The organism is Alistipes sp. AF14-19, assembly GCF_003461645.1.
Lineage (GTDB): Bacteria > Bacteroidota > Bacteroidia > Bacteroidales > Rikenellaceae > Alistipes > Alistipes shahii.
This window is the reverse complement of the sequence record NZ_QTXM01000006.1, coordinates 36811-58331: the sequence shown is the minus strand read 5'-3', so window position 1 is coordinate 58331 and position 21521 is coordinate 36811. Positions and strand designations below refer to the sequence as shown.

The window sequence follows — 21521 nt, the reverse complement described above, 5'->3', positions numbered from 1 at the left end:
ATCATTTACTAACCAACAAACACAGATCTTATGAGAGTATTAAGACCACTGGTTCTATCTCTTCTTCTGGTATTGGGAGGGGGAATAACAGCCCTTTCGGCCCAGAACAGGGAGGTGTCGGGAAAAGTCCTCGACGCCAATCAACAGCCGCTCGTGGGTGTAGCCGTTCTGGTCGATGGTACGACCAAAGGCGTCACAACCTCTGAAAACGGCACCTTCAAAATCCAGGTTCCGTCGGGAGAAGCCGTTCTCCAGGTCACCTGCCTGGGTTACCTGCCCCAGAAAGTGACGGTTCCCTCAAGCCGGAACAGCATCACGATCTACCTGCAAGAGGACGCCATCATGCTCGATGCAACCGTCGTAATCGGCTACGGTACGCAGAAAAAAGTCAACCTGACCGGCGCCGTTGCGACCGTAGGGAGCAAGGAGCTCGAAAACCGCGTCACCCATTCGCTGGGCAGCATGTTGCAGGGTTCCGTAGCGGGTCTCAACATCACCACCTCCTCGGGTAAACCCGGCAGCACGCCGGCGATCAACATCCGCGGCGTCAACTCGATCAACTCGGCCGACCCGCTCGTGCTGATCGACGGCGTGGTGGGCGACCTGAACCGCGTCAACCCCAACGACGTGGAGTCGATCTCGGTCATCAAGGACGCTTCGGCGGCAGCCGTCTACGGCGCCCGCGCAGCCTTCGGCGTCATCCTGGTCACCACCAAGAACGGCTCGGCCCAGGACGGCAAGGCGACGGTGCGTTACAGCGGCCGTTTCGGCTGGGAGGAGGCCACGACCTCGACCGACTACGAGAACCGCGGTTACTGGTCGGTCTATACGGTCAACAAGTTCTGGCAGGCCGACTCCGGAACGAACTATGTCAAATACAACGATCACGACATGCAGCAGCTGCTGGCGCGCGTGAACGACAGGACCGAGCATCCCGACCGTCCGTGGGTCGTCGAAGAGATCCGCAACGGCCGCAAACAGTGGGTCTACTACGGCAACTACGACTGGTGGGACATGCTCTTCCAGCAGCGTCGGCCCGTGCAGCAGCACAACATCTCGCTCAGCGGCGGCACGAAGGACATCAAATACCTCGTCTCGGGCGCCTATGACCGCCAGGAAGGTATTCAGCGCGCACATCCCGACGTGTATAACAAGTACAACCTGCGTGCGAAACTCGATTTTCGGATCAACCGGTGGGCAACGCTCTCGAACAACACGTCGTTCTTCTCGTCGAATTACAAGTCTCTGGGAGACGGCAGCGTAGACAACACCATCGCTTACAGCGCCCGCCACGCACTGGCCAACTTCCCCATGAAGAACCCCGACGGATCGTGGCTTTACAGCACGCCGTATCTCGATTACAAGATCGCCAACGGACGCCACATCCTGCTCAACGAGGGCACGCACCGCAACGTCGACCGCTCGAACGACTTCTCGAACACGACACGCCTGGTCATCACGCCGTTCAAGACGTTGAGCATCACGGGTGACTTCACCTACCGCCTCTACCAGAACCGCAATACGAGCCGCAGTTCCGCAATGAACTACCGCGAATACCCCGACGGGCCGCTGCTCGCCTACGACACGGGCGCCGGCATGAACCAGCTCGACGAAGTGGTTCAGACGCGCAACTACTATTCGGCCAATGTCTACGCCAACTACGACGAAACGTTCGGCGAGGCGCACCACGTGTCGGCAACCGCCGGATTCAACTACGAAACGTGGTCCAGCAAGAACGTCTCGGTGGCAGGCATCAACCTCTCCTCCATAAACCTCGACGACCTGAATCTGGCAACGGGATCTCCCACGGAGGGCGCTTACGGCGGCGGCCAGAACGAATACGCCCTGGCAGGCTTCTTCGCCCGTATCAACTACGACTACAAAGGGCGCTACCTCTTCGAGGTGAGCGGACGCTACGACGGATCGTCGCGTTTCGCACCGGGCAACCGCTGGGGCCTGTTCCCCTCGGCATCGGCCGGATGGCGCATCTCCGAGGAGCCGTTCTTCGGCAACGCCAAAGACCTGGTGGACAACCTCAAGCTGCGCGCTTCGTTCGGCAGCCTGGGCAACCAGAACGTGTCGTCCTACTACACCTACATGCGCCTGATCACGAACAAGGATTTCAGCAACTACACCTTCGACGGCAGCATAAAGGGCAAATACTCCTCGCTGGGCGCCCCCGTAGCCTCCGACCTGACCTGGGAAACCGCCCAGCAGTGGGACCTGGGTCTGGATCTCACCATGCTGAACAACCGGCTCAACTTCACCGGCGACGTCTACATCCGCGACACGAAGGACATGCTGACCGACGGAATGGCGCTGCCCGGCGTATACGGGGCCGATTCGCCCAGCATGAACTCCGCCGAACTGCGCACGAAGGGTTATGAACTCTCCGTCAGCTGGCGCGACCAGTTCAAACTCGCCGGCAAACCGTTCGAATACAGCGTCGGTTTCAACCTCAGCGACTACAAGAGCGTCATCACCAAATACGACAACAACCCGAACAAGTCATTGACCAACCTGACAAAGGGAGATTATTACGTCGGCATGGAGATCGGCGAAATCTGGGGCTTCAAGACCGACGGGTTCTTCAAGACCACCGAAGAGGCGCAGGCCTATGCCAAAGAGGTCGACCTGAGTTACAGCACGGGCCGTCTGACCGGCGGCTGGCAGGCCGGCGACCTGAAGTTCGTCGACCTAGACGGCAACGGCGTCTGGGGAGTCGGCAACGACACCGTCGACAAGCCGGGCGACCGGACGATCCTGGGCAACTCGCTCCCGACGCTCTCCTACGGCATCAACGCCTCGATCCGCTGGATGGGCTTCGACGCTTCGGTCTTCTTCCAGGGAACCGGCAACCACTACTGGTATCCCCACGGAGAAATGATGCCTTTCTGGGGCTGCTATTCCTATCCCTACCTCTCCTACCTCCCGACGGATTTCCTCGGCAAGGTATGGGCGGAGGACAATCCCAACTCCTATTTCCCGCGCGCAAGAGCCTATTCTTCATCGGGAGGTTATCTGAGCAAGGTCAACGACCGTTACCTGCAAAATATCCGCTACCTGCGCCTGAAAAACCTGACCGTCGGCTACACGATCCCCGCGACCCTCACCAAGAAGGCCGGCATCGACCAGATCCGCATCTATTTCTCGGGCGAGAACCTCTGCTACTGGTCGCCGCTCAAAAAGAACTCCAAGTACGTCGATCCCGAAGCGGCTATCAACCGTTCCGGCGTGAACAACAACGCCTACTATCCGTGGGCCAAGACGTTCATGTTCGGCATCGACATCACCTTCTAATAATTTCAAAATCCGAATACCATGAAGCGATTAATCATACTGGCAGCAACGCTGATTGCAGGATTATCGGCCTGCGACTCCCTGCTGGACAAAGAACCGTTGGATCGGGTGACGCAGTTCGACTATTTCAAGACGAGAAGCGATCTGGAACTCTTCTCCAACCCCTTTTACGACAACCTGCTGGACAAGACGCCCTACGATGAGCAGAACGACCTGCTCGTTCAGATGACCCTCTCCGATGTTCTCTACGGAGGCGACAAGCGCACCGTTCCGAACACCGGCGGCGGCTGGTCGTGGGGCAACCTGCGCCGCATAAACACCCTGCTGGAATATGTCGATCAATGCGAGGACAAGAAGGCCGTGACCGAATATACGGCCCTGGCCAAATTCTTCCGCGCCGCCTTCTATTTCGACAAGGTGAAACGCTTCGGCGACGTGCCCTGGTACGAGGTGCAGCTCGGCTCGGCAGACGAAGCGCTCTACAAACCGCGCGATTCACGCGAACTGATCATGACCAATATGATCAAGGATATCGACGAAGCCATCAACAGCGGCGGTCTTACGGAGGATATATCGACCTACCGCGTCAACAAATGGGCGGCGCTGGCGCTGAAAGCGCGGTTCTGCCTCTTCGAGGGAACCTACCGCAAATACCACGGCATCAACCTCGAAGGACATGACTACACCTATTATCTGGAGGAAGCTGCCAAGGCCGCCAAAACGATCATCGACGAAGGTCCCTACAAGCTCTACTCCACCAAAAATCCGGACAAGGACTACATGATGCTCTTCGCACAGGAGAATGCCAGCACCGAAGAGTATATCCTCGCCATCCGGAACAGCTACGAGGCCCAGGTCTACCACAATGCGACGGCCTACACGCTGCTGCCGACACAGGGCCGCCCGGGCTACACCCGCAAATTCATCAACATGTACCTGATGAAGGACGGCAAGGCATTCACCGACAAATTTAAGACAGAGTGGCAAACAATGCCTTTCACCGAGGAGGTGAAGGACCGCGACCCGCGCCTGGCGCAGTCGATCCGCACCCCGGGTTACAAGCGCATCGGCGCCAAGCGGGTACAGGGACCCGATCTCGGCGTCACGATCACCGGCTACCAACCCATCAAATTCGTTCAGGACACGACGGCCTCGGGAGGACAGATCGACCGCAACGACCGTTCGACCTGCGACATGCCGGTTTTCCGCTATGCCGAAGTGCTGCTCAACTATGCCGAAGCCAAGGCCGAACTGGGATCGCTCTCGCCTGATGATCTGAATATCACCGTCAACGAAATCCGAAGCCGGGTGGGGATGCCGGCCCTCACCATGAGGGATCTCGACAAACAACCCGACTGGTATCTTTCGTCCGAGGAGTACGGCTATCCCAATGTGACCGGCTCCAACGAAATCGTAAACGCCATTCTGGAAATCCGCCGCGAACGAACCGTCGAGCTGATCCAGGAGGGTTTCCGCCTTCAGGATCTGTATCGCTGGAAAGCCGGCTATTGCATCGACCAGGCCATTTCCGGCATGTATTTCCCGGGCCCCGGCGAATACAAGCTTGCGGGCAAAGAAACGGCCGATCTGATTCTCTATAAGGCAGGAGAGACCAAACCCCAAGCCGGCGAAGGAGTTTCGGTATACGAACTCGGTTCGGACATCATTCTCTCCGAGGGGGACAAAGGCTATGTCTACTATCACAAAACCGTAGAGAATCTGCGCACTCCGTTCAACGAGGAACGCGATTACCTCTACCCGATTCCCAGCGGCGAGCGTTCGCTCAACCCGAACCTCACGCAGAATCCGGGATGGAGCGACGGACTCGATTTTTAAGTCGGAAATAACCTAAAAAACAAGATTATGAGATTTGTAAAATATATGACAGCCCCGATCCTCATGGCGGCCCTATGTTCCTTCTGGGGCTGCGACAAGGATGAGGACCACCTTTCCGAAGCTGTTCTGGCGAGCGCCAACACCTTGAATTTCGAAGCGGAAAGAGCGGCGGAAAAGATCATCACCATCTATGCCGACGCCGACTGGGTGACGGAAGTCCCCGACTGGGTGACGGTCACGCCCAACTCGGGAACCGGCGTCATGGACGTGACGGTTTCGGTGACCGACAACATGCGCGACGGCGCGGAGGACAACCCCCGCAAGGCCACCCTCGTCTTCAAGGGACGGACTCTTGCAAGCCGCGCACAGGTGCTCATCACGCAGAACGGAGACAAATACCGCGATGTGAAGGAGTACACGGCAGGTGAACTCGCCGCCCTGGCGGACGAAACGGTCATTTCCGTACCGTCGGCGATCGTCGTGGCCGTGACGACCAAAGGCTTCGTCATCAGCGACGACAAAAACACGGACAATATCTTCGTCTCGGACGCCACGACGGTTGCCGTCGGCGACAAGATTTCGCTCTTGGGCACCAAGTCGTCCGACTCGCAGAAACTCGCTACGGTAATCGACTGCGACGAGGTGACGGTTCTGTCCGGCGGAGCGGTGAACTACCCCGAACCGGAGGACATCAGCGCAAAGATCGACGACTACACCTCCTCCAAACGGGGCTACGTCACCGTCAAGGGCGTTTTCAACGGCAGCACCCTCACCGTTTCGGAGGACGCCAAGTACTCGGTCAGCGTCGTGGACGCCCCGTCGAGTCTGGGCCTTTCCTCCCTGACCGGCCATATCGTAACCGTCACGGGCTACTACGCCGGTTTGGCCGAGCCTGTACAGCGCATCATGGCCACCGATGTCGAGGACAACGGCCTGAACGAGATCGTCTATTTCCTGGAGAACTTCGAATGGCTCGAACCGTGGTCCGTAGCAAGCGGTGTCGGCCAAACGGTCGAGACGGATAACCTCGATGCAAAAGCGACAGCGCTTACCTCCATAACTGTCGATGGAGTGACTGCATTCGACGCTGTCGAAAAACTCGGTTACAAGTTTATCTACGACAAGAACGACAACAAACGCATCTACCTCCAGCAGAACTACCTCAAATTCGGCAAGACCGGCAATCACGCAGGTATCATTCTTCCTCCGATAGACGGGGTTCCCGAAGCAAAGGACAATGTGACACTCTCGTTCGACTGGTGCGGAATGCGCCAGGGGTCCGGCAAGATCGACCCCGTCAATCTGATCGTCATCTTCGAGAACGGCAGCGACAAAGTGCAGATCGACATACCCGAACTGGGATGGGAGGATGGTCACAAGCTCGAATGGGTTCGCGCCGAAGTCAGCCTGAAGGGCATTACGGTCAACAAGGATACGAAGATCACCATTACGCAGACGCAGTGGGAAGTCGGAACAGCCAACCGCTGGTTCCTCGACAATATCAAAATATCCGAACCGATCAAACTCTGATAACAGGAACCTTATAAAACGAAATCAGCCGTTGACCCGTGAGTCAACGGCTGATTTTTTTCAGCGGAGGCGCAAAAAAAACCGAAGTTTTCGCTCCGTTCCGCCGGCTACCGGCCCGCTCGCCGGAGGAAACACTCGATCGTGTTCTCCATCAGGCAGCAGATCGTCATAGGCCCGACGCCGCCCGGCACGGGCGTGATCACCGAGGCCTTGGGTTCGATGGCCGCAAAATCGACATCGCCGCACAGTTTGCCCGTCTCCGGGTCGCGGTTCACCCCCACGTCGATCACCACGGCGCCCGGCGACACCATCTCCGCCGTGACGAACTTCGGCCGACCGATGGCCACCACCAGAATCTCCGCCCCGCGCGTCACTTCGGCGAGGTTGCGCGTACGACTGTGGGCCATCGTCACCGTAGCGTTCGCGTCCAAGAGCAGTTTCGACACGGGAAGTCCCACGATATTGCTGCGGCCGATCACCACGGCGCGCTTGCCGGCGATCTCCACGCCTGCGGCCCGCAGCATCTTGAGAATGCCTTTCGGGGTGCAGGGGAGCGTGCAGGGCTGTTTCTGCCACAGCGCCGCAACGTTCAGGGGATGGAAGCCGTCGACATCCTTCTGTTTGTCGATGGCGGCGATCACCTTGTCCTCGTCGATATGTTTCGGAAGGGGCAGCTGGACCAGAATGCCGTCCACCTCGTCGTCGAGGTTCAGGGCCGTGATGATGTCCAGCAGTTCGGCCTCGGAAACGGACTCGGGCTTTCGGATCGTGGTATTGCGGATGCCCACCTCGGCCGAAGCCTTGGCCTTGCCCGTCACATAGCTCACGCTGCCGGGGTCCTCGCCCACGAGGATGACAACCAGATGGGGCACACGGCCGTATTTCGCGGGGAAGGTCTTCACCTCGTCCGCCATTTCAAGTTTCAGTTTCGCTGAAAGTTCTTTTCCGCTGATTATTTTTGCCATATATCGCTCGTATTATCTTTCCAAATCGTCGAAAGCCCGGTGGCCGATGTCGGTGCGGTGGAACAGATTGTCGCAGTCGATGCGGGCCACGTCGGCCAGCGCATTCCTCCGCGCTTCGGCCAGGTCCCTGCCCTTGCCCACCACGAACAGCACGCGGCCTCCGTTGGTGAGAATCCGCCCGCCGTCGGCCCGGGTTCCCATGTGATAAACAGCCCCTTCGACGCGGTCCAGGCCCTTGATCTCGTGTCCTTTTTCGTAGTCGCCCGGATAGCCCTTCGAGGCCAGCACGATGCCCAGCGCGGCGAAATCGTGCCACTCCAGCTGCGTATCGCGTCCCTCGGCCACGGCACAGAAGATGTCGACGATGTCGCTCTTCAGGCGCGGCAGCACCACCTCGGTCTCGGGATCGCCGAAACGGGCGTTGAACTCGATGACCTCGATACCCCGCGCAGTCTTCATCAGTCCGCCGTAGAGCACGCCCTCGAAGGGACACCCCTCGGCGATCATCGCGTCGGCCACGGGCTGCATGATCTTCTCCAGGGCATAGCGTTCGTCCTCCGCCGTCACGAACGGCAGGGGCGAATAGGCGCCCATACCGCCCGTATTGGGACCCTCATCGCCGTCGTAGGCGCGCTTGTGGTCCTGCGCCAGCGCCATCGGCCACACCTTGTGTCCCGAAACGAAGCACATGAACGAAAACTCGGGACCTTCGAGGTAATCCTCGACGACCACCTTGCCCTCGCCGAACTTATCGTCGAGCAACATATCCCGCAACGCCGCTTCGGCCTCGGCCATCGTCCGGGCGATCACCACGCCTTTTCCGGCGGCCAGTCCGTCGTATTTCAGCACTGCGGGCAGAGGACGCCCCTGCACATAGGCCAGCGCCCCGGCATAGTCGGTGAATGCGCGGAATCCGGCTGTCGGGATGGCATATTTAGCCATCAGCCGTTTGGCGAACTCCTTCGACGACTCGATGCGCGCCGCAGCCTTCGTCGGACCAAAGATGCGCAGCCCCGCGGCCCTGAAGCAGTCGACGACACCCGCCGCCAGCGCCACTTCGGGACCCACGACCGTGAGGCCGATGCCCCGCTCCGCGGCAAAGTCACGCAGGCGTTCCACCTCGGTTTCACGAATGGCCACGCACTCGGCCTGCCGGGCGATGCCCGCATTCCCGGGTGCGCAGTAAATTTTTTCAACCTGCGGCGAACGCGACAGCGCGTCGACAATGGCGTGTTCGCGGCCTCCGCCGCCGATAACCAGTACCTTCATAAACAAAATTCCTTTTTATCGCAGAATAAACTCCGCAGATTCCGGCACTTTTTTCCGCAAAAAGTGCCACAAAAACTCTCCGACGATACCTCCGCCTGCCCGAAACGGTCTAACGCTGGCTCCGGGCGACTATTCGCGGGTTTGTAAACAAACCGTCCCCTCCGCTCGCGCTTTTAGCCCGTCCCTTGCCAACGGCTCCGGTATCCGGTCGGATTTCTGTACTACCCAAACATGGTAACGCCGGTGATACTAATGCTTGAAGTGCCTCTCACCGGTGAATACCATGGCGATACCCTTCTCGTCGGCCTTCCGGATCGAATCCTCGTCGCGGACCGAACCGCCGGGCTGCACGATCGCCGTCACGCCGTATTCGGCGGCCAGCGTCACACAGTCGTCGAAGGGGAAGAAACCGTCCGACGCCAGCACGAGACCCTCGGTGACGCCTGCGGCATGCGCCTGCTTCAGGGCGATCTCCGCCGAGCCGATGCGGTTCATCTGTCCGGCGCCGACGCCCAGCGTCCGGCCGTCCTTCACCGCCACGATGGCGTTCGACTTCACGTGTTTGACGATATGCCAGCCGAAATTGAGATCCTCCATCTGCTCCGCAGCGGGCTTCGCCTTCGTGACGCACATATCGGCCGTAACGGCCTTCGTCGCCACGTCGAGGTCCTGCACCAGCAGGCCGCCGTTGACGCTCACATACTGTTTCGGGTCCACGTCGCCCTTGTCCATGCTGACCTCGAGCAGGCGCAGGTTCTTCTTCGCCGAGAGCACTTCGAGCGCCCCCTCGTCGAATTTCGGGGCCATGATGATTTCGAGGAAGATCGGCTTCATCAGCTCGGCCGCTTCGCGCGTCACCGTGCAGTTCGTCGCCACGATGCCGCCAAAGATCGACACCTTGTCGGCCTCGTAGGCCTTCGTCCATGCCTCGACGACATCCTTGCCCGTCGCGGCGCCGCAGGGATTCATGTGTTTGAGGCCCACGCAGAACGGCTTGTCGAACTCGCGCACGATGCACAGCGCGGCGTTGGCGTCCTGGATATTGTTGTACGACAACTCCTTGCCGTTGAGCTGTCTGGCGAATGCCAGCGAATAGGGCACCTCCTTCCCCTCGCGGTAGAATTTGGCCGACTGGTGGGGGTTTTCGCCGTAGCGCAGCGACTGCACGAGGTCGAACTCGAGGAAAAGCTTCTCGTTCAGACCCGCCTGCGCGCGCATATAGGCGGCGATCATCGCGTCGTACTCGGCGGTATGCGTATAGGCTTTGGCCGAGAGCTTCAGGCGCGTGGCCTTTTCGGTATTGCCGCCGGCGCGAATCTCGTCCAGAATCGCGTCATAGTCCGCGGGGTCGCACACCACCGTCACGTCGGCCCAGTTCTTGGCCGCCGAGCGAAGCATCGAAGGTCCGCCGATGTCGATGTTCTCGATGGCGTCCTCCATCTTCACGCCGGGTTTCGAAATCGTCTCCCGGAACGGATAAAGGTTCACGCAGACCATGTCGATGAACTCGATATGATTATCCTTCAGGGCTTTCAGGTGCTCCGGATCGTCGCGGCGGGCCAGCAGTCCGCCGTGCACGTTGGGATGCAGGGTCTTCACGCGGCCGTCGCAGATCTCGGGGAATCCCGTCACGTCGCTGATGTTGATTACCTCCACGCCGCTGTCGGCCAGGAGCTTCATCGTACCGCCCGTGGCGATCACCTCCCAGCCCAGAGTCCGCAGCCCTTTGGCAAACTCCACGACACCGGTCTTGTCACTTACACTAATTAATGCGCGCATTATTCGATCAGTTTTTTAATAGTTTCAATGTATAACGGATATTCCACGGCATGAATCATCGCTTCCAGTTCCCCGATGTCATCGCCCTCGTAGGGAAAGGCCCGCTGGGCGATGATGCGTCCGCCGTCCAGCTCGGCGTCGACGTAATGGATCGTCACGCCGAAGACCTTGACGCCGTATTCCAGCGCCTGCTCGATGGCATGCGCCCCGCGGAAGGCCGGCAGCAGCGAGGGGTGGATGTTGATGATCCGCCCGCCGTAGGCCCCCAGCAGCACGTCGCCCACAATGCGCATATAGCCCGCCAGGCAGACCAGCTCCACGCCCGCGGCATCCAGCCGCGCGACGATCTCCCGCTCGTAGTCGGCCTTCGAGGCATATTGCTTCGGCGCGAAGACGAACGCCCCGACCTCGTGAGCGGCAGCCCTTTCGACCACCTTCGCACCGGGTTTGTCGCAGACCATCAGCACGACTTCGGCATCCAGCACGCCCCGCTCGCAGGCCGTGACGATGGCTTCGAAGTTCGTGCCGCTGCCGCTGGCGAAAACCGCAAGGCGCCGCATCCCTCTATCGGATGACGACACCCTCGGTGTCGGTTACGCGTCCGATGACCGTGGCACGCTCGCCCTGCTCCGTGAGGATGCCGATGGCCTTCTGCGCCTCGGCGGCATCGAGGGCGATGACCATGCCGATGCCCATGTTGAAGATGTTGAACATCTCGCGGTGGGCCACCTTGCCGTACTTTTCGAGGAAGCGGAACACGGGCAGAATCTCCCACGACCCTTCGTCGATCTCAAGCCCCTGCCCCTCGTGGAGGATGCGGGGAATATTTTCGTCGAAACCGCCGCCCGTGATGTGGCTGATGCCGTGCACGTCGCAGTTGCGAACCACCTCCAGCACCTGCTTCACATAGATTTTCGTCGGCGTGAGCAGCACCTCGCCGAGCTGTTTGTTCGACAGTTCGGGATAGGACTCGCGCAGGTTCAGGCAGTTGTCCGCGACGATCTTGCGCACGAGGCTGAAGCCGTTGGAGTGCACGCCGCTCGACGCAACGCCCACCAGCACGTCGCCCGCCCTGACCTTCGAACCGTCGATCAGCTGCGACTTCTCCACAACGCCCACCGTGAATCCGGCGATGTCGTATTCGCCCTCGGCGTACATGCCCGGCATCTCGGCGGTCTCGCCGCCCACCAGCGCACAGCCGGCCTGACGGCAGCCGTCGGCGACACCCGCGACGATGGCCTCGATCTTCTGGGGTTCATTGCGCCCCACGGCCACGTAGTCGAGGAACACCAGCGGTTCGGCGCCCTGCGCCAGCACGTCGTTGACGCACATGGCCACGGCATCAATGCCGATCGTGTCGTGCTTGTCCATCTCGAAGGCCAGCTTGAGTTTGGTTCCCACGCCGTCGGTCCCGCTCACGAGCACCGGTTCCTTCACCTTGAGGGCCGAGAGGTCGAACATACCGCCGAAGGCGCCGATGTTGCCCATCACACCCAGACGCGAGGTCGAGGCCACATGCTTTTTGATGCGCCGCACCACTTCGTATCCGGCTTCGAGATTCACGCCGGCCTTTTCATAACTTTGAGCCATAGCAATATATGGTTTAAATAATTTAAATTCCCTGTTTTTATCCCCATTCTCCGGGCCCGTCATTGGGAGGCATCGCCAGATGCCGTGGCAATCCGGGAAAAATGCCGTAACGTCACAACACCGGTTCAGATTGCCGCGTCGGACCTGCGTCCTCCTCGCAATGACCGCTTCGCGTCCGCTAACATTTTACGTCCTTGTTGGCCTCCTCGGGCGACTGGTAGAGCGCCGTGGGATACTGCCCCGTGAAGCAGGCCATGCAAAGTTCCTTGCGGCTGCCCGCCTTCAACAGCGACTCGGGCGAGAGGAACACCAGCGAATCGGCGCCGATCTCCTCGCAGACCCCCGCCGTGTTCTTGCGGGCCGAGATCAGCTCCTCGCGTGTCGAGGTGTCCACGCCGTAGAAGCAGGGATCGGTCATCGGGGGACTGGCGATGCGCACGTGCACTTCGGTGGCTCCCGCCTCCTTGAGCATCGTGACAATGCGCCGCGAGGTCGTGCCGCGCACGATCGAGTCGTCGACCAGCACCACGCGCTTGCCCCTGACGATCGAACGCACGGCCGAAAGTTTCATCCTCACGCCCTTCTCGCGCAGCTCCTGCGAGGGCTGGATGAAGGTGCGGCCGATATACTTGTTCTTGATAAGTCCCATTTCATACGGCAGTCCGCTCGCCTCGGCGTAACCCATCGCGGCGCTGAGGCTCGAATCGGGCACGCCGACCACGATGTCCGCCTCGGCGGGAGCCTCCTTCCAGAGCAGGCGTCCCGACTCCTTGCGGTAGGCGTGGACGTTGCAGCCGTCGATGTCGCTGTCCGGGCGTGCGAAGTAGATGTACTCCATCGAACACATTTCGTGACGCTTGTACATCGAGTAGTCGCGGCTGCGGATGCCCTGTTTATCAATCGTCACGATCTCGCCCGGCTCGACGTCGCGCACGAACTCCGCGCCCAGCACGTCGAACGCGCACGTTTCGCTCGACACCACCCATCCGTCGCCCAGCTTGCCGATCGACAGCGGACGCAGGCCGTACTTGTCACGGCAGGCGTAGATGCGGTTGGCCGTCATAATCAGGAAGGCGAAAGCCCCTTCGAGCATGTTCAGCGCGTCGATGATCGAGAAGATGCGCGGCCGGTCGTGGTAGCGCGTCTCCTTCTTGATCAGGTGGGCCAGGATCTCGCTGTCGGAGGTCGACTGAAACAGGCTGCCCTTGTTTTCGAGGTGGCGGCGCAGCAACTCCGAATTGACGATATTGCCGTTATGCGCCAGCGCGAAGTCGCCCGTGTTGTGGCGGAAGAGGAACGGCTGGACATTCTCCATGCCGCCGCCTCCGGCCGTGGTGTAACGCACATGGCCGATGGCCGTGGAACCTTTCAGCGTGGCGAGTTTCGCCTCGTCGAAAACCTCCGTCACCAGCCCTCCGCCCTTGATGCGGCGGAACGTGCCGCTCTCGTCCACCGAGACGATGCCGGCCCCCTCCTGCCCGCGGTGCTGCAAGGCGTGGAGACCGTAATAGGTCAGCGACGCGGCGTTCGGCACTCCGTAGATGCCGAACACCCCGCACTCCTCGTGCAATTCACGGTCGCGGATCACTTCCATCATACTACCCGACGATTTTTTGCAGGCGCGCCAGAATCTCCTCGTAAGCCTCGCGGACCTTGCCCAGGTCGCGGCGGAAACGGTCCTTGTCGAGTTTCTCGTTGGTCGTGGCATCCCACAGACGGCAGGTGTCGGGCGACACCTCGTCGGCCAGCACGATCTCGCCGTCCGACGTCTTGCCGAACTCGATCTTGAAGTCCACCAACTTGATGTTCATCTTCAGGAACAGCTCCTTGAGCACCTCGTTGATCTTGGCCGTCATGGCGTACATCTCGTTCAGCTCCTCGTACGTAGCGGCGCCCAGCGCAACGGCGTGATGGTCGTTGATCAGCGGGTCGCCCAGCTCGTCCTTCTTGTAGCAAATGTCGAAAATGACGTTCGAGGGCTGCGTGCCCTCCTCGATGCCGAGACGCTGGGCCATCGAACCGGCGATGACGTTGCGCACGATCACCTCCAGCGGAATGATCGTCACCCGGCGGCAGACCTGATCGCGGTCGTTGATCGTCTCGATATAGTGGGTCTTCACGCCGGCCTTATGCAGCTCCTTGAAGATCAGGGTCGAAATGGCGTTGTTCAGCACGCCCTTGTTCTCGATCGTAGCTTTCTTGATGTTGTTGAAAGCCGTAGCGGCATCCTTGTAGTGGATGATGATCTTATCAGGATCGTCCGTGCGAAAAACCTGTTTTGCCTTGCCCTCGTAGAGCATTTCGAGCTGTTTCATGTTGTTTGGGTGTTTTTTGATTATTTGATTCGTTGTCTCATTTCATATTGAAGTCCACCACGATCGGACGGTGGTCCGAGGGGTGCCAGAAATTCGAAAGTTTGGCCGGGTCGCGGACCGGCTCGGTGTAGGCGTCGGTCACCACGTCGGCATGCGTGATGCGCTCGTAGAGCGGCGGCGTGCAGTAAACGAAGTCGATGCGCGACTTGCCGCCCGTCGTGGTCTTGAACTCCCCGGGATATTTCCCGGCGATCACGTCCACATAAGGCGTGTGCCGGAGAATGTAGTCGTGCACCAGGAAACGCGTGTCGCCCGCCGGATATTTGTAGAACCAGTTGTCGCGCGACGAACGCGCGTTGAAATCGCCCATCATCATCCAGAACTGCTTTTCGGCGCCCGGAACCGAATGGATCGTATGGTTGCAGATGTATTCCATCTCCATGCGGCGGTATTTGTCGCCGCCGTTCTCGGCACGGCTCGCATCGCGGTCCTTAGCCTGGAAGGCATACCCCTGCGGCCAGGTGTGAAGCGTTACGATGTTGACCGTCTTGCCGTTCTTCTCGATGCGCGCCCAGCCCGCTCCGTGCGTCACCACGCTGTCGGGTTTCGAGCCGACGATACGTTCGACGTTCTCGATCGGGTATTTCGACGTGATCACCTGCGGGTAATTGTCGCGGTGTCCGCCCACATACCAGTATTTGTGGCCGTAACGGGCGGCCAGTTCGCCCCAGTTCCCGACCAGATAACGGTCGGCGACATCCATCTTGTCGGCCGTGCCGGTCTTGTAGATCGACTGCGCCTCGCACCAGACGCAGACGTCCGGATCGTACGCCCTGACCCACTCCACGAACTTGTCGTAGTTGTCGCCCTGCCCGGACCACATTCCGTTCTGAATGTTCCAGTACAGCAGGCGCATGTTGTTTTTCGGGTTCTTCGGGTTTTTCCGGGCATGAACGCAGACCGGAGCGAGCATCGCCGCAAGAAGCAGCACGCCGCAAAATCGGAACAGGGAGGTTTTCATCGGTTATCGTTTTTTTAAGGTTATTGCACTTTGCGGAAATAGGCCACGGCATTGGCGAACAACGACTGCTGCTTGTTGCCGGCGATGTTCTTGAACAGGTTGTTTTCGTAACGCTCCGTGTGGCCCATTTTTCCAAGAATCAACCCGTTCTGCGAGATGATGCCCTCGATGGCGTACGACGATCCGTTGGGGTTCCAGGGAGCCTCTGCCGTGGGGTTCCCTGCGGCATCGGCGTACTGGAAGGCCACCTGCCCGTTGGCGAACAGCTCGCGGGCAAGCTCCTCGCTCACCACGAACTTACCCTCGCCGTGGCTGACGGCAATCGAATGCAGTTCACCCGGACGGAAGCCGCGGAGCCACGGGGAAGCGGTCGTCGCGACGCGCGTCGAGACGATCTGCGAAATATGACGGTTGACGTCGTTGCGGAACAGCGTCGGCGACTCCTTGGTGACCATGCCCAGACGTCCGTAAGGCAAAAGGCCCGACTTGACCAACGCCTGGAAACCGTTGCAGATGCCCAGGATCAGGCCTCCGCGGTCGGTCAAAGCGTGGATTTCGTCGCGAATATCCTTATTGTTCAACACATTGACAATGAATTTGGCGCTTCCGTCGGGTTCGTCGCCCGCCGAGAAACCGCCTGCGAGCACGAAGATGTGCGCCCGGCGGATATGCTCCTTCATTTCGGCGATCGAGCGCAAAACGTCGTCGCCGGCGATGTTGCACAAGACGCTCGTCCGGACCTCGGCCCCCGCCGCGCGGAACGCCTTGGCGGTGTCGTAGTCGCAGTTCGTGCCGGGGAACACCGGAATATAGACCACCGGGGTCTCGACCGCCTCGCCGGGATAAACGAACGTTTTCGGGGCGGGTGCGGAGGTCATCACCTCCGCCGAGTTCCGGCCCTTGTCGGGGTAAACGGCCGCAAATTTCTCCGTATTGGCCTTGTAAAGCTCTTCGAGCGGCATCTTCACCCCGTTGACCGTCAGCGCCTCCTCGGCGACGGTGAAGCCCAGCAGTTCGGCATGCGGATATTCCAACGTGCCCTCACACTCGACGAGGATCGAACCGTAGGCGTATTCATACAATTTCGGCTCGTCGAGGGTGATCTCCGCGCCGACGCCGTTGCCGAAAGCCATCTTGGCAAGGCCCTCTCCGACGCCGCCGAAGCCCACGGACCACGCCGAGAGGATTTTCCCGGACTCGATCCGCCCGCTGACGAACGCAAAGTTCTCCTTCAGCTGCGCCGTGTCGGGCATCCGGTTCTCCAGCGGAGTATGGCGGACGAGGTAAATGCGATGTCCTGCGCCTTTGAGGTCGGTGGAAATGACCTTCGAAGCGTCGACCGTCGTGATGCCGAAGGCCATCAGCATCGGCGGAACGTTGATGTCCTGGAACGTGCCCGACATCGAGTCCTTGCCGCCGATCGAAGGCAGGCCCAGTTCGACCTGCATCTTCAGCGCACCGAGCAGCGCGCCGAGCGGCTTGCCCCACGACTCGGGATTCCGGGTCATACGCTCGAAATACTCCTGATAGGAGTAGCGCATCCTCTCGTAACGCGCACCCGCGGCCACGACCTTCGCCGCAGCTTCCACGACGGCATAGGCCGCGCCGTGGTAGGGACTCCACGAAGCCACGTAGGGGTTGTAGCCGAAGGCCATGATGCTGGCCGTGTCGGTATAGCCGTCCGTGGGGAGTTTCTGCACCGAGACCTGCGTCTCGCTGCGCTGCATGCGGCCGCCGAAGGGCATCAGCACCGTCGAGCGGCCGATCGTCGCGTCGAACATCTCCACGAGGCCCCGCTGCGAGACGACATTGTTATCCTTGAGGTTGTTCGTAAAACGCTCGGCGAGGGTCTCCCCCGCCACTTCACGGGCAAAGGGATCGCGGTTTTCCACCGCGCCGATCCGCGCCTCGGCATAATGCTTCGCCCCGGCGCTGTCGATGAATTCGCGCTTGAGGTCCACGACCTTCCTGTCGCCGTTGAACATCCGCATGCGCGCCGTGTCCGTCACGTCGGCCACGTGCACCGCCTCGATGTTCTCCTCGCGGCAGTAGCCCATGAACTCCTCCATGTCCTTCGCCTCGACCACCACCGACATGCGTTCCTGCGATTCGCTGATGGCGAGTTCCGTGGAGTTCAGACCGCTGTACTTGGTCTTCACGCGGTCGAGGTAGATGTCCAGCCCGTCTGCCAGTTCGCCGATGGCGACGCTGACGCCGCCCGCACCGAAGTCGTTCGATTTCTTGACGAGGCGCGTCACCTCCGGACGGCGGAACAGCCTCTCGAGCTTGCGCTCCTCGGGGGCGTTGCCCTTCTGCACCTCGCTGCCGCAGGTTTCGAGCGACTTGGCGTCGTGCTCCTTCGAAGAGCCGGTCGCACCGCCGATGCCGTCGCGGCCCGTGCGGCCGCCGAACATGATGATTTTATCGCCCGGTGCGGGACGCTCGCGGCGGACGTTCGCAGCCTTCACGGCCCCCACCACAGCCCCCACTTCGAGGCGTTTGGCGACATAGTCGTCGTGATAGATCTCGCGGACATGGGTCGTAGCCAGTCCGATCTGGTTGCCGTAGCTCGAATAGCCCGCCGCGGCCTTCTTCGAAATGACGCTCTGCGGCAGTTTTCCGGAAAGGGTCTCCGACACAGGCAGGTAAATGTTTCCCGCGCCCGTTACGCGCATCGCCTGATAGACGTAGCTGCGGCCCGACAGCGGGTCGCGGATGGCGCCGCCCAGACAGGTCGAAGCCCCGCCGAAAGGTTCGATCTCGGTCGGATGGTTGTGGGTTTCGTTCTTGAACTGCAACAGCCACTTCTCGGTCCGCCCGTCTACATCGACGTCGATGTAGACCGAGCAGGCGTTGTTCTCCTCCGAGACCTCCAGATCGTCCAACAGGCCTTTCTGCCGGAGGTAGCGCGCGCCGATGGTCGCCATATCCATCAGGCAGAGGCTCTTGTGCTCACGCCCCAGTTCGCGGCGGATACGCAGGTACAGCGCCAGCGAATCTTCGATCTCCTCCTTGACGAACGACTCCTCGACGGTGATGCCCTCCAACTCGGTCGTGAAAGTCGTGTGGCGGCAGTGGTCGCTCCAGTAAGTGTCGAGGATGCGCAGCTCGGTTTCGTAGGGATCGCGCCCCTCCGAACGGAAGTATTTCACCACCTCGCGCAGGTCGTCGGCGTTCATCGCCAGACCCATCGTCTTGCAGTAAGGCTCCAGTTCGGAATCCGCCATCTCCCGGAACCCTTCGAGCGCCCCGACGGGCTTCACTTCGGCCTGCTCCATGTCGCTGAGCACCGAAAGGTCCTTCTCACGCGATTCGACGGCGTTGATGTAGTAATGCCGGATCTTCGCCAGCTCCCCGTCGGTCGTCTTGTCATCGAAAACGAGCAGCCTCGACGAGCGGATGTCGACCCGGGCCTCGGGATCGATCAGCCGCACGCAGTCGACGGCCGAAGCGGCGCGCTGGTCGAACTGCCCGGGCAGATACTCCACGGCGATATACTTGCGCCCCGCGAGGTCGAACGTGTCGGTCACCGAGTCGGTCACCACCTCGCCGAAAACCGTATAGCGGCTCTTTTCCAGCAGCTCTTCGCTGAAGCCGAAAAGGTCGTAGACGCAGAGCAGGCGCACCTCGCCCAGCGACAGGTTCAGATTGGTGTTCAGCTCGCGGCGCAGGCTCTCGGCCTCGACCCGGAAGCGGGGTAATTTCTCGACAAAAATGCGGTAATTGGTCGTATTATTCATTTATCTCTGTTTGTATTTCATTCATCGTTCAGCGGCTCAATACGCCGTTATCACGTCCTTTGGCCGTGTACGTAAGCGGCCTCCCCGGAGGGGACTTGCCTGCGGGACGGCTCGATCGGTTATTTCACAAAACGTCCGGCCCATTCGGCCTCGAACCGTGCGGCATCCATCCCCACGAACGTGATGTGGCCCATCTTGCGCTTGGGACGGTTCTCCGTCTTGCCGTAGAGGTGGACATATACGCCCGGGAGGTTCTCCGCGGCGATTCGCTCCGCGGCTTCGAGATCCTGTCCCAGAATGTTTTTCATCACCGTGGGAGCCACCGGCTGCGGCTCCTGCAAAGGCTCCCCGACCAGATAGCGGACCAGTTCGCGGAACTGGTTCGTGGTCGCGCCTTCGATGGTGTAGTGACCCGAGTTATGCGGGCGCGGGGCCATCTCGTTGAAGTAGATTTCACCGCCCTTGATGAAATACTCGATGGCCAGGATGCCCCGATAGCCGCAATCGCGCATGAAACGCTCGCTCTGGGCCTTCATGCGCGCCAGCACCCCGGAATCGACTTCGGCAGGTACGATGCACAAATCCAGAATCCCGTCGCGGTGAACATTGCGCCCCACGGGAAAACTCACGACCCGCTCGCCGTCCGCCACCATCACGATGCTGGCCTCGGAATCGAACGGCACGAACTCCTCCAGGATGCAGGGAACCGCAAGCAGGGGCAGCGCCCCGGCGATGTCGGCCTCCGTCTTCAGCACCCGCTGCCCGTGGCCGTCGTAGCCCAGCGTGCGGGTTTTCAGCACGGCGGGAAGCCCCAGCCGCCGCACGGCTTCGCGCAGCGACGCTTCGTCGTCCACGGCCTCGAAACCGGGCGTGCGCAGCCCGTGGTCGCGGGCGTTCGACTTCTCGCGCAGGCGGTCCTGCGAATCATAAAGGGGTTTGTAGCCCTGCGGGATGTTGTATTTCCCGCACAGCGGAATCAGAATATCCCCCGGTACGTTTTCGAATTCATAGGTCACCGCGTCGCTGCGGCGGCACAGTTCCTCGAGCGCCGCGGCATCGTCGTAGGCCGCAACGATATGATCGTCGCAAACGTTGAACGCCGGAGCGTCGGCCGCCGGGTCGAGGCACACGGTGCGCACGCCCAGTTCCCGCGCCTGCTCGGCGATCATCAGCCCCAGCTGACCGCCACCTATGATACCGATGGTCTTCATTAATCCGCCTTTATGTTGTTTATTCGTCATTCGTTGTTTTACTTTCGACCGTTGTCATTCGCGGCGTGCCGCCGCGTTTACCAGTCTGCCCCATCCCAACCCCCTCTCTCGGGAGGAGCTTGTCGCACGCGGTTGGAAATTTCCCAACTATATTTCAGCCTTCAGCACATCCGCGGTCTGTTTGGCGCGGAAGGCGTCGAGTTTCGCCGCCAGAGCGGCATCCTGCAAAGCGAGGATCGACACGGCGATCAGCGCGGCGTTCTTCGCCCCGTTGATGGCCGTCGTGGCCACGGGAACGCCCGCGGGCATCTGCACGATCGACAGCAGCGAGTCCAGCCCGTTCAGGGCGCGCGACTTCACGGGAACGCCCACCACGGGCAGCGGAGTCATCGAGGCCACCATGCCCGGCAGGTGCGCCGCGCCGCCGGCCCCGGCGATGATCACGCCGATACCGCGCTCCCTGGCCGTCTTGGCGTATTCGCACAGCAGATCGGGCGTGCGGTGAGCGCTGACCACCCGTTTTTCGAAATCGACACCGAACGCTTCGAGCATAGCGACGGCTTCGGCCATCACCTCGTAATCGCTCACAGAGCCCATAATCACGCCTACTTTCATATGAATTCGTTTTTTATATCACTTAAAACCCGTCTCTTGAGCGGACGGAGAACCGGCGCCGGAACGCCCCGACCTGCCTCCGCCCCTGAATCCCGTCTTTCGGACGGGTGAAAAAAGCAGACCGCCACGACATCGCATGTCATGGCGGTCTGGTATCTATCCAAGCACCCCACGAGCAGGCATCTGCTGCCCCAGGGACGCTGCACGTCGCATCTGCTGCTGACACGCCCGCGAATAGAAGGCAGCGGCCTGGCCCTGCTGTTTCTTTCGTTCGCGTTGGTCGATATTGCAGCCTGAATTCATGGGAATTAACCTAACAGTTGTAAAAACAACGTTACAAAAATAGCGCT

Annotated in this window: 14 protein-coding genes; 3 read left to right on the top strand and 11 right to left on the bottom strand. The window is 60.4% G+C overall.

Translation table 11 applies throughout. The features are described from left to right. Nucleotides 1-30 precede the first annotated feature (30 nt). From DWW03_RS07035 to DWW03_RS07025, 3 genes are read left to right on the top strand one after another with little or no spacing between them, the layout of a single operon-like run. A complete protein-coding gene (locus tag DWW03_RS07035) occupies nucleotides 31-3300 on the top strand; it encodes a SusC/RagA family TonB-linked outer membrane protein (protein ID WP_022061302.1) in 3270 nt (1089 codons plus the stop codon). 21 nt (nucleotides 3301-3321) lie between these two features. Then, on the top strand, nucleotides 3322-5136 hold the full coding sequence (locus DWW03_RS07030) for a RagB/SusD family nutrient uptake outer membrane protein (protein WP_118406555.1): 1815 nt from the start codon (nucleotides 3322-3324) through the stop codon (nucleotides 5134-5136). A gap of 27 nt (nucleotides 5137-5163) precedes the next feature. Further along, nucleotides 5164-6666, top strand: a complete 1503-nt coding sequence (locus tag DWW03_RS07025; RefSeq protein ID WP_229095961.1) for a BACON domain-containing protein — start codon at nucleotides 5164-5166, stop codon at nucleotides 6664-6666. Nucleotides 6667-6773: 107 nt separating this feature from the next. Here the strand turns inward: DWW03_RS07025 and folD are convergent, their stop codons facing one another. From folD to purE, 11 genes are all read right to left on the bottom strand, one after another. Next, the gene (gene folD, locus DWW03_RS07020) at nucleotides 6774-7631 is read right to left on the bottom strand and encodes a bifunctional methylenetetrahydrofolate dehydrogenase/methenyltetrahydrofolate cyclohydrolase FolD (RefSeq protein ID WP_015547964.1); all 858 of its coding nucleotides are present in this window, start codon (nucleotides 7629-7631) and stop codon (nucleotides 6774-6776) included. Between the two features lie 12 nt (nucleotides 7632-7643). Next, nucleotides 7644-8900, bottom strand: a complete 1257-nt coding sequence (gene purD / locus DWW03_RS07015; protein ID WP_022061306.1) for a phosphoribosylamine--glycine ligase — start codon at nucleotides 8898-8900, stop codon at nucleotides 7644-7646. Between the two features lie 249 nt (nucleotides 8901-9149). Then, the gene (gene purH, locus DWW03_RS07010; protein WP_022061307.1) at nucleotides 9150-10679 is read right to left on the bottom strand and encodes a bifunctional phosphoribosylaminoimidazolecarboxamide formyltransferase/IMP cyclohydrolase; all 1530 of its coding nucleotides are present in this window, start codon (nucleotides 10677-10679) and stop codon (nucleotides 9150-9152) included. Further along, complete coding sequence (purN, locus tag DWW03_RS07005; protein ID WP_022061308.1) at nucleotides 10679-11239, bottom strand: phosphoribosylglycinamide formyltransferase; 561 nt, start codon at nucleotides 11237-11239, stop codon at nucleotides 10679-10681. Before purN ends, purH begins: the two co-directional genes overlap by 1 nt. A 4-nt stretch (nucleotides 11240-11243) precedes the next feature. Further along, entirely contained in the window at nucleotides 11244-12269 is a 1026-nt protein-coding gene (gene purM, locus DWW03_RS07000) for a phosphoribosylformylglycinamidine cyclo-ligase (protein WP_022061309.1), read from the bottom strand. 178 nt (nucleotides 12270-12447) lie between these two features. Then, nucleotides 12448-13866: an amidophosphoribosyltransferase gene (gene purF, locus DWW03_RS06995; protein ID WP_015547968.1), complete on the bottom strand. Its 1419-nt coding sequence runs from the start codon at nucleotides 13864-13866 to the stop codon at nucleotides 12448-12450. A gap of 1 nt (nucleotide 13867) precedes the next feature. Continuing rightward, nucleotides 13868-14584 carry a phosphoribosylaminoimidazolesuccinocarboxamide synthase gene (gene purC, locus DWW03_RS06990; RefSeq protein WP_015547969.1) on the bottom strand — a complete coding sequence of 239 codons (717 nt, stop codon included), beginning with the start codon at nucleotides 14582-14584 and terminating at the stop codon, nucleotides 13868-13870. Nucleotides 14585-14621: 37 nt separating this feature from the next. Beyond that, nucleotides 14622-15605 (bottom strand): endonuclease/exonuclease/phosphatase family protein, encoded by a 984-nt coding sequence (locus DWW03_RS06985; RefSeq protein WP_118406554.1) that lies wholly within the window; start codon nucleotides 15603-15605, stop codon nucleotides 14622-14624. 20 nt (nucleotides 15606-15625) lie between these two features. Next, the gene (locus DWW03_RS06980; RefSeq protein ID WP_118406553.1) at nucleotides 15626-19345 is read right to left on the bottom strand and encodes a phosphoribosylformylglycinamidine synthase; all 3720 of its coding nucleotides are present in this window, start codon (nucleotides 19343-19345) and stop codon (nucleotides 15626-15628) included. A gap of 119 nt (nucleotides 19346-19464) precedes the next feature. Beyond that, nucleotides 19465-20556, bottom strand: a complete 1092-nt coding sequence (purK, locus tag DWW03_RS06975) for a 5-(carboxyamino)imidazole ribonucleotide synthase (protein WP_022061313.1) — start codon at nucleotides 20554-20556, stop codon at nucleotides 19465-19467. Nucleotides 20557-20703: 147 nt separating this feature from the next. After that, complete coding sequence (purE, locus tag DWW03_RS06970) at nucleotides 20704-21177, bottom strand: 5-(carboxyamino)imidazole ribonucleotide mutase (protein WP_204846776.1); 474 nt, start codon at nucleotides 21175-21177, stop codon at nucleotides 20704-20706. Nucleotides 21178-21521: the final 344 nt, after the last annotated feature.

What these genes read in the sequence shown, in the direction of transcription:
- folD (WP_015547964.1), bottom strand. Translation starts at nt 7,631, where the DNA reads ATGGCAAAAATAATCAGCGGAAAAGAACTTTCAGCGAAACTGAAACTT.
- purF (WP_015547968.1), bottom strand. Translation starts at nt 13,866, where the DNA reads ATGATGGAAGTGATCCGCGACCGTGAATTGCACGAGGAGTGCGGGGTG.
- DWW03_RS06985 (WP_118406554.1), bottom strand. Translation starts at nt 15,605, where the DNA reads ATGAAAACCTCCCTGTTCCGATTTTGCGGCGTGCTGCTTCTTGCGGCG.
- DWW03_RS06980 (WP_118406553.1), bottom strand. Translation starts at nt 19,345, where the DNA reads ATGAATAATACGACCAATTACCGCATTTTTGTCGAGAAATTACCCCGC.
- DWW03_RS07035 (WP_022061302.1), top strand. Translation starts at nt 31, where the DNA reads ATGAGAGTATTAAGACCACTGGTTCTATCTCTTCTTCTGGTATTGGGA.
- purD (WP_022061306.1), bottom strand. Translation starts at nt 8,900, where the DNA reads ATGAAGGTACTGGTTATCGGCGGCGGAGGCCGCGAACACGCCATTGTC.
- purK (WP_022061313.1), bottom strand. Translation starts at nt 20,556, where the DNA reads ATGAAGACCATCGGTATCATAGGTGGCGGTCAGCTGGGGCTGATGATC.
- purC (WP_015547969.1), bottom strand. Translation starts at nt 14,584, where the DNA reads ATGAAACAGCTCGAAATGCTCTACGAGGGCAAGGCAAAACAGGTTTTT.
- purN (WP_022061308.1), bottom strand. Translation starts at nt 11,239, where the DNA reads ATGCGGCGCCTTGCGGTTTTCGCCAGCGGCAGCGGCACGAACTTCGAA.
- purH (WP_022061307.1), bottom strand. Translation starts at nt 10,679, where the DNA reads ATGCGCGCATTAATTAGTGTAAGTGACAAGACCGGTGTCGTGGAGTTT.
- DWW03_RS07025 (WP_229095961.1), top strand. Translation starts at nt 5,164, where the DNA reads ATGAGATTTGTAAAATATATGACAGCCCCGATCCTCATGGCGGCCCTA.
- purM (WP_022061309.1), bottom strand. Translation starts at nt 12,269, where the DNA reads ATGGCTCAAAGTTATGAAAAGGCCGGCGTGAATCTCGAAGCCGGATAC.
- DWW03_RS07030 (WP_118406555.1), top strand. Translation starts at nt 3,322, where the DNA reads ATGAAGCGATTAATCATACTGGCAGCAACGCTGATTGCAGGATTATCG.